Raw genomic sequence first — 12,621 nt, forward strand, 5'->3', positions numbered from 1 at the left:
TATCTTTTAATTATTTAATTCCCATTCACAGTTAACAATTACGCAGCCATAATCTGCGGTTCCATAAATATGAAAGTCACTTCCAGTTTCGACAATCTGAAAAGACAAACAGTTTTCTTGAAAATCTAACAACTCTATGTTAGGAATATGCAAGCCAAAAGTTAATGAATAATTATTTGGAACTAAAAAACTTTTGGGAAGCAAAGTTGTGAAATCAAATAAATCATTTTTATTTAAATAATCTTTAACCTTAACTTCTGAAGTAAAAACAATTTGATCATTTTTATCTATAACTCTAAAACTTAAGTGAGAATTCAGATGTTTCTTGACAACTTTCACTTTAATTTTTACAGTAATAGCTTCATCAAAACCAAACTCAGTTCGATTTTCATTCATTTTATCAACTAAAGATAAACCAACAAATCCTGATTCTATTACATCCTTATTTATATAATTCCCTCTGTAGCCTTCATATTGATTGGATTGCAAATAATAATCAATTCCATCATCTGTTTTACCCTCAAAAACAATATTTCCGTTTTCCATCATGATGGTTTTGGTACACAACTGCTTAATAGCCGCCATATTATGACTCACAAACAAAACAGTTCGTCCACCACTACGTGAAATATCCTGCATCTTACCAATAGCTTTCTTCTGGAACTCGGCATCACCTACCGCTAATACTTCATCGATAATCAAAATTTCAGGCTCTAGAAATGCAGCTACAGCAAAAGCCAAACGCACATACATCCCACTACTGTAACGCTTTACTGGTGTATCAATATAGCGCTGACAACCGGAGAAATCTATGATTTCATCTAGTTTTGAGGTGATTTCTTTTTTGGTCATTCCCAAGATAGCCCCATTCAGGTAAATATTTTCTCTACCCGTCATTTCACCGTTAAATCCGGTACCCACTTCAAGCAATGAGGCTACACGCCCTCCAAACTTTATACTTCCTGTAGTAGGTGCCGTAACGCGTGATAGTATCTTTAATAAAGTAGATTTCCCTGCTCCATTTTTCCCAATAATTCCTATCACCTCACCACGTTCCACCTCAAAATTAATATCCTGCAAAGCCCAAACATAATCGCTAGTTCCTTTGGTACTGCGGTCATTAGTATCGCCAATTTTTAGATAAGGATCTTCTTTACCACGCATTTGATGCCACCACCGATTTAAATCGTGACTTAGCGTTCCGGTACCCACTTGACCCAAGCGGTATTGCTTAGAAATATTTTCGGCTTTTAATATTATGTCTTTACTCATATTGGGGTTGTGAGTTATGGATTCTATGGTATTGATTTTTGAAATTAATATTGCCATTGATTTTTGCTATACCGTATCAATAAAACTTTTTTCGGTATGATTGAATAACACAATTCCAATTAATAAAACAACTATTGTACTTATAAAGGTATAAAACATTCCCCATACAGGTAATTCCCCTACACCTAGCAGCATATAACGTGTTGTTTCAATGCAATAAGCCAGCGGATTGTATTTGACAATCCAAGCATAGTCTGGCATTTTCTCTTGAATTAAATTCATAGGATAAACTACCGCAGAAACATACATCAATAACTGCACTCCAAAACCTATTAAATAAGTCAAATCCCTATATTTAGTAACCAAAGCAGAAATAATCATTCCCAAGCCCAAACCTAATATTCCCATTAATACAATAATAAATGGAAAAAATACGGTCGCTCCAGTAAAATAAATAGAAGCGCCTTTAGAATAATAATAGATATAAAAAGCCAAAAAGATCAACAGTTGAATAACAAACTTAATCAAGTTAGAAATCACAACGGTTAAGGGGGCAATGATACGTGGAAAATAGACTTTGCCAAAAATCCCGGCATTATTACCAAACGTATTTGAAGTACCATTAAGACAAGTGGTAAAGTAATTCCAAACGGTTATACTAGCTAAATTGAATAAAAAAGAAGGTACAACACCCGTACTGATTCCGGCAAGATTATTAAAAACGATAGTAAAAGTTACGGAAGTAAACAATGGTTGTATCAGATACCACAACGGTCCTAAAACAGTTTGTTTATAAACCGTCACCACATCTCTTTTTACAAAAAGCAGCAGCAAATCACGGTATTGCCAAACTTCCTTGAGGTTAAGGGAGAAGAATTTATTTTTAGGTGTTATTTCAAACAGCCACGTGGTATTGGTATGGTCGGGTTGGTTCATTGGTTTATGCTAAAATCCTAACGTTAATTTTATCATCTCAAGCATGTCATTTCGAGCGTGTCATCTCGAGCGTGTCATCTCGAGCGCAGTCGAGAGACGAGAAACGAGAGCCTTTTCCTTATATTAACTAAACAGTATCATTTCGAAGCAAATATAAATAATTTGTACTTGGTATTTCCTTAAAAATGGTATCGTATCGTATTTATTTTCTAGTAATATCTGCTGCTTAATCAATGTGTAGAATCAGAACTAATACAAAAAATTAAACTTCTGGACACGCTTCGCGGCTCTAACTAACAGTATGGAGACAAAGCCCATTTGATAATAAGAGTTGTTATTCAGCGAATATACTATTCCTTGCATAAATAACAATGACAATTCACCATCTCTCTATAATTTTATAACTGGAATGTTTGTTTTCATTATCTCATCTTAAGATTTCATTATACATCCAAAAACTAAAAAAACACCCCTTAATTGTTTCAATCATGTTATTGGTCGAATTCTTTCTTAGTTACAAACACTCTTTTCTAAATTTATGCAACCAAAATAAAACCAACATATTTTATGAAAAAAATAAACCTATCATTTATTTTGATTGCTACCCTATTGTTTATCAATCAATTTACGACAGCACAAACTAAATACGAACTCAATACTGACTGGTATTGCAACCCCATTAAAAAAACAACAGCAGACGGATTTGAAATTTCCAAAACATCCTATTCTTTAAAAAAATGGATGCCCGCAACGGTGCCGGGAACTGTATTAACAACCTTACTAAATAACAAGGAAGTACCTGATCCTTTTTACGGAATGAACAACGAAAAAATAAAGGACATTTACGAAACCGGACGTGAATATTATACCTACTGGTTCTCAAAAGATTTTACCGAAACTGCAAAAAAAGACGAACAGGTTTGGCTTACATTTCGAGGTATCAATTACAGTGTAGATATCTTTATCAATGGTGCCAAAGTAAACAAAGAACGGTACAAAGGGATGTATTTGCGAAAAACATTTAACATTACCAAATTTCTTAATGCCAACAGTAAAAACAGACTGGCGGTGTTAGTACATCCTGTAGATGAAGTAGGAAATCCTAATGGTGGACAAGGTGGTGACGGAACAATTGCTAAAAACGTATCATCACAATATGTGGCAGGTTGGGATTGGATACAGCCCATACGAGACAGAAATACAGGAATCTGGGACAAAGTTTTTATTGAAAAAACGGGTGCTATAAATGTAAAAAACCCACATATTATTACTTTGGTAGATGGTGTTCGCTTGCCTGAAGGACCGCAACAACCTGCAACGTTAAAAGTGTCGGCCGAACTAGAAAACAGCGCGGCTACTGATGTAAGCGGAACAATTCAATATACGTTAGACGGAACCCTTGTTACCCAAAAAGCAACTCTTAAAGCCCTTACAACTACAGAAGTGAGCTTACCGGACTTTATCATGAAAAACCCTAAATTATGGTGGCCAAATGGGTATGGAAAACAAGATTCCTATGCTATTGATATTAAATTTATTGTTGACGGAAAAATATTGGATAGTGAACCGGTACATTTTGGCGTACGAGAAATCCAAACCACTTGGAATACACATACGCAAAGCAGACAAATTGCAGTAAACGGACAAAAAATATTTATAAAAGGTGGAAACTGGATTATGTCTGACGCTATGTTGCGTTTATCCAAAGAACGATACGATACCGAAATTCGTTTCCACAGAGATATGAATCTGAACTTGCTTAGAATCTGGGGAGGTTCCTTAACGGAACGCCCTGAGTTCTATGAAGCCTGCGATAAATACGGTTTATTGGTTATTCAAGATTTCTGGGTTTCTGGAGATTGCAATGGTCGATGGGTAGATCCAATGAAAAAAGAAGACCAATGGACCCGAAGAAACTATCCAGATGATCATCAATTGTTTACGGAATCTGCAGAAGATATGGTCAAAATGATACGCAACTACCCTTCCTTGGCCATTTGGTGTGGTGGCAATGAGATTACTCCTTCTGCTGACATTCTACATTCCCTTAAAGATGAAATTTTACCAAAATTAGATGGTACGCGTTGGTTCATAGACTATTCTAATTCCGATGAAATGTCATTTAACTTTAAAGGAGGCAATGGTGATGGACCTTATGGAATACAAGACATTGCTACATTTTGGGAAGAACGTACCTGGCCGTTTAATTCCGAAATAGGCTCAGTAGGCACAGGCGATGCCGTTTCTTTGAAACGCTTTCTTCCAAAGAAAAACCAGGTGATTCCGCAAGAAATGAAAGGTACCGAAAAAGTAGAAGACGAAGCTTGGACTTATCATAAATACATAGCTTACGGGAACACTTTAAAACCATACGGAACACCAACGGATATGGATGACTTTGCTACCAAAGCACAGTTGGTAAACTACGACCAATACCGTGGGTTAATGGAAGGATTCAGTGCACATATGTGGGACTGGTATACAGGAACCATCATTTGGAAAACGCAAAACCCTTGGACAGCACTTCGTGGTCAAATGTATGATTACTACCTGGATCCAAATGCTTGTTTATATGGTACTCGAAAAGGAAGCGAACCACTACACGCCATGTACAATCCTGTTAAAGGAGACATTATGATTGTGAACAACACCTTTGTACCTCAGCATGACGTGATGCTGCGAATTACATCTTATGACATGAAAGGAAACAGCCAGTTACTCACACAAGTTTTCACATACACAGAACCATCAAGTACACGACTGATACTATCTCTTAAAGACAAAATAGCAGCTCTAACTGCAAAAGAAGGCCTGTTTTTATCCGTTCAGTTGCTTAACTTAAAACAAGAAATTATAAGTGATAACTTCTACTGGCTAGCAGATGAAAAAGGGAATTATAGCGGTTTACAAAACATAGCAAGCGCACCGTTACAAGCTTCTGCAAAAAAAATAAGTACTAACACCATAGCGCTTACAGTAAAAAACAATGAAAAAAATACTATTTCTTTTTTCAACAGAATCTCATTGTTAGACGCTAAAACCAGCGAACGTGTATTGCCTACTTTCTATAGTGACAACTACATTTCTCTGGTTCCTGGTGAAGAAAAAATCATTGAATTAGAATATGAAAACCTTAATAACATAGATGCCGAAATTGAGATTAGTGGCTGGAACACTCCAATCCAAACCTTAAAAATAAAGTAGTCTTATAAATTCATTTACTTGATGATTTATCAGAAGGCCGGTACAAATAAATACCGGCCTTCTTTTCTTAAAACAAAGTATCGTTTGACTCTCTTTAGGGTCGGGGTAAAACGAAAATTCCCCACAAATACTTTCTCAAAAACACCTATTCAATTCCCGAATTGAACACTACACTTTTAGCAAATAAAAATTACATTATATAGTTTTGTCTGTCTTTCCAAGCATTCGTCTTGATATTCCGCATTCAACTCCTCACTATATAACCTAATGGAAAATCAAAAAACACCACAGCGCATAAAGGCGATTTACCAAATGCTTTTTGAAATGGCGACCGGTAATCTCTCGTTTAGAATTTTCAAAACGAATCAAAACGACGAAGTCGATAAACTGTCTGAAATGCTCAATAAGCTTGCTGGAGAAATGCATGATATAATACTAAGATCAGGTTATGTTACCCCACATTACAATTATCAAAACTTGATACAAACAACATTTATCTTAGACAATAAATGTATAATCAGCGGTTTTAACGCACATGTCCCAGAGACACTTTATTATAAATCAGAAGAATTATTTAAGGTAGACTTTGGCAAATTTATTGCGCCACAGTCCTTCAGTATTTGGAATCAAAAAAAGATGGAAGCTTCACTTGATGATAATTACCATAGCACCGTTCAGCTAATTTTCATAACGGGTAATAATAAATTACTGCCTACTTTTTGCACTATTTCACGGCTGCGCTATAGTGACAAAATAATAATAAACTCAATTACTACCATCTTGCAAGAATTGCTGTCAGACGCAACGCATTCAATAAAAATAGCACCAGAAAAACACTCCGAAGCCATCATGATGCAAAATCTTTATGATTACATTTTAAATCACTTGGAAGAACCACTCCCAACCCTTAAAGAATTAGCTGTGCTATTTGACACGAATGAATACAAATTAAAAAGTGGATTCCGAGAATTTTTCAAAACCAGTATTTATAATTTTTATCATGAAGAAAGATTAAAAAGAGCACATTTGATGATCCGTCAAACAAAGATTCCGCTCAAGGAAATTGCGATAATAAATGGTTTTAATACCTACCTCAACTTTTATAAAGCTTTCAAAAAAAGATTTAAATATACACCAAGTGAAGTAGATCGCGGTCCGGATGAAGCTGTTTAATTTTTAAACAGCTTCACATCTGTTTTGGATAACGAAAGTTCTGATTTGCATAACAATACAAATTTAAATAAGAGAATTTTACAAGACCAAATAAAAGAAAACTGATATGAAATACGTTGAGAACATAAAAAATGGCATTGTAATTTTTGTAAGCTATAGCTACGCATTCCTTTTTACCTATGCTGCAATTAGTAAAATTCTGGATTACCATGATTTTAGTATTAAACTTGGTCAATCTCCATTACTAAGTGCCTTTGCAGGATATGTAGCCATTGGTGTCCCCATTTTAGAGCTGATAATAGTTCTAATGTTGATTTTTCCACGATGGAGGACTACTGGGTTATTTGCTTCGTTCTGTCTAATGATTGCCTTTACAGCTTATATTTTCATCATCTTAAATTTTAGTTCGAATATCCCGTGTTCCTGTGGTGGAATTTTACAGGATCTTGGTTGGAATGAGCACCTCATATTCAATATAGTATTTATTTTATTAGCTCTTTTAGGGCTTATACGCACCTATCCGGACCAAAGATATTGGCTTACAAAAATGAAAATCCTACAATTTTCAATAACAGTAACTGTTGTGGCTGTTTTAAGTATAACCTCAGTAGTAGTGCTATTTTTAATTTCTGAAGATATTATCCACAAACGAAATAATTTTGTTCGCCGCTTTCCGTCCCACGCTGAGCCTGCATATAACAAATATGACCTCGAAATAAATTCGTATTATTTTGCAGGTTTTGATAAGGATACAATCTACTTGGGGAATTATAGTACACCGCTGTATATTACAAAAATTGATACTGCATTAAAATTTAAAAATCGTGTAAAAGTGCAGCTTGATCAACCCAAACTTCCTTTTAGGGATATAAAGTTAAAGATAGTTTCTCCATACTTTTTCGTGACAGATGGAACAGTCCGTTCAATATTTAAAGGAAAAATGAAGGACTGGAAAGCGACAAGCCAATCAGGAAAAATACCCTATTTTACAGTAGCCGAGCCAATGGATTCTATAACTGTAGCATTAAGACTTACTAGTTATATTAAAAAGAACAACAGGTTGGTGACGTACGGCTTGAATGAAAAAAGAATAATTGCGGAAAATACAAACGTATTGAAAAAACAAGTGGATGGTATTTTTGATACTGACGGTATGCTGTATTACAACAACCAATTTGGCAAATTAAACTATATCTTTTATTATAGAAATCAGTACTTATCCATCAGTCCGACAATGAAATTGACTGCCCAGGGAAAAACTATTGACACAGTACAGGTCGCACAAATTCAGGTTTCTCAAATGGCAAACGGTGAAAGGCAAATGTCAAAACCACCTTTGATTATCAATAAAACGGCAGCAGTATATAGTAATTTACTATTCATTAAATCTCAGCGTATTGGCAGATATGAGGACAACAGGATTTTAAAAGAAGCATCGATTGTAGATGTTTACAACCTTGCAAATGGAAGCTACGTTGGTAGTATATATATTTATAATATCGACAACCACGAAATAACAAGCTTTCGTGTAAATGGCAATAAATTATATGCGCTTTCCGGAAAGTACCTTTCTGTAAATAGAATTAGCAAAAAAATAACTGATACTTATGATGTACCGAATAAAAAATCAAAATAAACATAACTAAAAATATACCCGGCCGGTATCAGGGAAAAGGCTGAAAACCTGTAAACAGAGTAAGCCATAACCACAAATTTTTATATCATGAAAAAATTAATTGTACCAATGCTGGTAATTGTTGCGGCAGCAACCAGTGCATTCAATACGGATGCATCAGCAAAAAGAAGTTCAGCTCTCGTACCGGGATTTATTCCTCACAATGCACAGGGTACGGACTGCGAACAAAAAAATAATTGCAGTGACGTAAATAACGGTATTGTTTGTCGAGTGGGGCAAGTAAGTACCGGAGCGCAATTAAAGATTATGGACGATAATGGCGAGTGTGTACTTACCGGTTACAAACCATAAGTAGTTAAAAAAACAATGCAGTCCCTTCGGACTGCATTGTTACTATTCCCATATCGGAGCCTTCATACCCTTAAGGTAATAATCGAACCATTGCTCAATTTTTGTTGTTAGGTCTATTGCATTTTCTTTCTTTTCCATCCCATGTCCCTCATTAGGGTAAGCAAGCATGATATGAGTTTTACCCAATCGTCGCAACGCCATATAAAATTCAAAGCTTTGCCTCGGTTCTACCTGCGGATCTTTCAATCCTGTCCAGGATAACAGCGGAGTGTTAACATTCGCAGCATATATCACTGGCGAATTTTTCAGATAATATTCCATATTCTCGTACGGAGACACCTTCATCCTAGCCTGTCCATATTCCATCTTGAAAAAGTTGGGAATCTGTAAAATTTGGGAAACGGATAAGTAGGAACTTAAATAATTCGTGGTAGCCGATCCTGCTACTGCACAGCCAAATAAATTACTTTGGGTGATAATGAAATCTGTTTCAGAGCCTCCAAAAGAGTGACCAATTAAACCGATTTTTGCATCGTCAATTAGAGATAAATTTTTCACCTCTTTTACTGCGGCTTCTACACATTCTAATGCTGAAAATCCAATATTGCCAACTTCATAGGTAATATCTGGAAGCAAAACGAAATAACCTTTAGCAGTCAGATTGCTGATGTTGAAACCATCTTCGTTAATCATTGTAGGATTAACATAGGAATGCCGCTGGTAAGATTGCTTTTCATAAAGGTGTACAATCATTGGATAGCGCTTATTTTTATCGTAACCTGATGGATAAAACAAAAGTCCTTGTAGTGATTCACCCTTTAAATTTTTATAAGTTATCATCTGTAATTTTGTCCAATTAAATTTTTCATGATGAATATTGCTCTCAACTACAGCGGTAAATTTAGCGCCAACTTTCCCAACCATGATTCGTCGGGGCTGGTCTACATCTTCTTCTACCCAGGCATAATCACCTCTTTCAGATTTCATTATTCCTGTCACACTTTTATTTACATAGCAGATTTTTTTCAATACCTTCTCTGGCTTCAATAAGTAAAACCCGTTATAAGAATAATCAACAGCCCTCGCACTTAATAGCAGTGAGCTATTAAGGTCAAATTCTGCATTAGTAAATATCTTGTCGGCTATAGTTTGTGTTTGCTCTTTACTTTGTGCTACAATCCTAAAAACGATGCCCTGCTCACGACCCTGTGTTAAACGTACGGGATTGGATCCATCTGATTGAACTTTCCAGATATCGAATTGATCATACAATAAACATTCGCCTTCGGTAGTCCATCCGGGATTACCATAGCCATTCTCCTCTTTCTCAGTAAGACTTTGAACGCTTAAACTGTAAGGTAAATTACTGCTGATTAATGTATGAGTTCCCTGTGCAACATCATAAACATACCACTGCCCTTCTTTAAAATAACTGATATATTTTCCATTCCGCGAAACGAGAAGATTGTATTCGCCACCAACATGCCTGCGAAGCATTAATTTACTTTGTCCAGTATCAAGATTTTTAATATACACATCCTTATCAGGTACCGACTTGCTCTGTGGCTCATAGTCCTCTGGATTAAATGTCAAAGCAAAACTTTCGTCACCTGGGGATGCACCATAAGGCTGTATTGAATCCGTAATCTGCAAGAAGCGACCTGTATCTGGTTCCCACATGACCTGCTTTGGGTTCTTAGAGTAACCCTCTGTAAGAATGTGACGTGGATAAATATTTTTGTCAGCAGCATTCCATATCTGTACGTCATTTTCTTTACGCACAATGTCAAGTTCCTTCCGTTGCTTTATTTTAAAGAAAACACGCTTGTTGTTCTTCGATATTGTTAATTTCCTTGACGGTATTAAATTCATGGTTTTGGGGAATTCAATAGCATTGGTACAAAACGTTAGGAGTTTTTTTTCTCCTAAATTGTAATAAAAAAGATTTGATTCCTTTTCATTGTAATTCATAAAAGCAATTGCTTTGCTGTCTTCTGACCAGCTAGGGTTTAGGAAAGGTCCTCTTTTTTCACTTTCAGCTATGATTTTTTGCTTTTTAATATCTTCCATATTTACCAGCAGTTCTTGATAGCCATTTTCTCTTTTCACCGCCACTGCAATAAATTTAGTATCAGGACTAACAGAAAAAGAGGCTACATCTGTATCAGTGCGCAACAAAACGCCATCTAAAGTATAAACGGATAACAAATCCCCTATTTCACCGTATTCCGTTGCAACGATAAAAGCCTTAGAAACCATAAAGGTTTTAACGTTTCTCAATTTCCTTTCAACTCCATTCTTCAGTGAAACAATATGAACGATGCTATCAGGGGTTTGGCAAACAAAATGATTTGCTATAAAAGCCCCGTCTTTTCCTTTTGCAAAACGATATAATTTACCAGAACTTCGGTGTTTAACGAATAGCGAATCAGTAGCATCATAATAATTATGGTAGCTAATCCAATTGCCATCATCTGAAATCGCTTCGGCATCCATATAGTGCCACAAAGAATAATCTTCTGGTGTTACTGTTCTCTTTTGTAATACCTGTCCCATTACGGGACAGGAAACTAATACAAATAACAAAAAATAAAAAAAATAACTTTTACGTAAAAAGTTACGGGCAATACGATATAAATAAGTTTTCATTAATAACCGGGATTTTGAGGTCTTAAATTAGGATTCAGGTTCAATTCTGTCTGTGGTAGTGGTAGCAAGTTATCAGTGTTGTTCCAATCAGCTTTAACACCGGATAATGCGCTGTTCAAAGCATCAAAACGCCTCAAATCAAAGAAGCGGTGCCCAAACTCACTAAACAGTTCCACTTGTCTTTCATGCAGTATGGCATCCAGTATTTCATCTTGGGTAACAGCGGTTGTGTTTCCAAGACCAGCCGTATTCCTGATTACATTAAGGTCGTCTTTAGCATTGGAAAGTTCGCCTTGTCTTGCCCGAGCTTCCGCGCGAATAAGATACATTTCAGCAAGACGCAACACTACAGAAAATTCAAGTTGGGGGGTAGTACTGCCTGTTTTCTTGTACTTATAAGCATGATACCAGGTGGTATTACCTTTACTTATTGATCGAATCCATTTAGCCTTGCGTTGATCGCCTGCCTCAAATGTATTCACTAAGGAGTTAGTCAATGCCACGGAATTTGGCGGACCCGTATTAAATATAAAAGTGGTTCCTTCATCGGTATTTCTTGTTGGTGTTCTTGGGGCATATTGCCAGATGGTTGCTGTACTTCCTTTTAAAAATACAGTATTTAGTTCAGTCACCCACACATAGGTGTCAGTCTTATTCAGTACTGTAGACGCACTGTTGGCTGCCTCAGGCCACATTCCGGCGTACAGATATACTCTTGCTAATAAGGCTTGGGCAGCATACGAATTTGGCCGTACTCGTGTCGGGTTTGTATATTCTTCCGGTAACAACGTAATGGCAGATTCTAAGTCTTCAATAATCTTTGCATATACTTCAGTAGTAGGCAAACGTTTCACGGTACTATTGTACGTATAATCTGTTCCGGTAACGTAGGGCACATCTCCCCAAAGCTGCAAAATATAAAAATGAACAAATGCTCTGGCAAATTTTGCCTCCCCTGTCAATTGATCCTTATCAGCCTGTAAGAGTGCTTTGGATCCTGCTACACCCTCAATTATAGCATTGGCGGCATAGATCTGGCTATAGCTCTCATTCCACCAGGTTGCCAAAGTGGGATGAGTGGGAATAAGCGTATTAGTGAAGAAATTAGCCGAACTTTGGGCACTGTTTCCATACCACGTGAGTTCATCGGCATACAATCCCATTTCTTTCTGCATTCCACTCGTTTTTCCTGTCAGCATTCCATTGTCTCGCATTTGCGCAAAAACATTTGCCATCGCACTATATGCTGTATTTTTTTCTTCAAAAACAGCAGCTGTGTCTAGTTGCGATACTGGCGTATCAATCGCTGTAAAGTCATCGCAACTGTTAAGCGAGAACATAATAAATAAAATAGCTATCCCGGAAAGAATCCTGTAAACCCTTGCATTTTCGGTACAATA

8 protein-coding genes are annotated in these 12,621 nt (G+C 36.4%); 4 read left to right on the forward strand and 4 right to left on the reverse strand.

Annotated features, from left to right (window positions below; all coding sequences use genetic code 11):
- Positions 1-6: 6 nt before the first annotated feature.
- Both ACM55H_RS09955 and ACM55H_RS09960 read right to left on the reverse strand, forming a co-directional pair.
- Complete coding sequence (locus ACM55H_RS09955; protein ID WP_416836519.1) at positions 7-1,272, reverse strand: ABC transporter ATP-binding protein; 1,266 nt, start codon at positions 1,270-1,272, stop codon at positions 7-9.
- Positions 1,273-1,338: 66 nt separating this feature from the next.
- Complete coding sequence (locus tag ACM55H_RS09960; RefSeq protein ID WP_416836360.1) at positions 1,339-2,208, reverse strand: ABC transporter permease; 870 nt, start codon at positions 2,206-2,208, stop codon at positions 1,339-1,341.
- Positions 2,209-2,775: 567 nt separating this feature from the next.
- On the opposite strand from ACM55H_RS09960, the gene ACM55H_RS09965 reads away from it, so the two are divergent.
- The 4 genes from ACM55H_RS09965 (at position 2,776) to ACM55H_RS09980 (ending at position 8,572) form a co-directional block, all read left to right on the forward strand.
- The gene (locus tag ACM55H_RS09965) at positions 2,776-5,412 is read left to right on the forward strand and encodes a glycoside hydrolase family 2 protein (protein WP_416836361.1); all 2,637 of its coding nucleotides are present in this window, start codon (positions 2,776-2,778) and stop codon (positions 5,410-5,412) included.
- Between the two features lie 267 nt (positions 5,413-5,679).
- A complete protein-coding gene (locus tag ACM55H_RS09970) occupies positions 5,680-6,585 on the forward strand; it encodes a helix-turn-helix transcriptional regulator (protein WP_416836363.1) in 906 nt (301 codons plus the stop codon).
- 106 nt (positions 6,586-6,691) lie between these two features.
- The gene (locus tag ACM55H_RS09975) at positions 6,692-8,221 is read left to right on the forward strand and encodes a DoxX family protein (protein WP_416836364.1); all 1,530 of its coding nucleotides are present in this window, start codon (positions 6,692-6,694) and stop codon (positions 8,219-8,221) included.
- A gap of 87 nt (positions 8,222-8,308) precedes the next feature.
- Positions 8,309-8,572: a DUF6520 family protein gene (locus ACM55H_RS09980; RefSeq protein WP_416836365.1), complete on the forward strand. Its 264-nt coding sequence runs from the start codon at positions 8,309-8,311 to the stop codon at positions 8,570-8,572.
- A gap of 42 nt (positions 8,573-8,614) precedes the next feature.
- Here ACM55H_RS09980 and ACM55H_RS09985 read toward each other — a convergent pair whose 3' ends face one another.
- Together ACM55H_RS09985 and ACM55H_RS09990 are read right to left on the reverse strand one after the other, a co-directional pair.
- Positions 8,615-11,221 (reverse strand): S9 family peptidase, encoded by a 2,607-nt coding sequence (locus ACM55H_RS09985; protein ID WP_416836366.1) that lies wholly within the window; start codon positions 11,219-11,221, stop codon positions 8,615-8,617.
- Positions 11,221-12,561 (reverse strand): RagB/SusD family nutrient uptake outer membrane protein, encoded by a 1,341-nt coding sequence (locus ACM55H_RS09990; protein ID WP_416836367.1) that lies wholly within the window; start codon positions 12,559-12,561, stop codon positions 11,221-11,223. Before ACM55H_RS09990 ends, ACM55H_RS09985 begins: the two co-directional genes overlap by 1 nt.
- Positions 12,562-12,621: the final 60 nt, after the last annotated feature.

This window comes from Flavobacterium cryoconiti (genome assembly GCF_048158645.1).
GTDB classification, from domain to species: Bacteria; Bacteroidota; Bacteroidia; order Flavobacteriales; family Flavobacteriaceae; genus Flavobacterium; species Flavobacterium cryoconiti.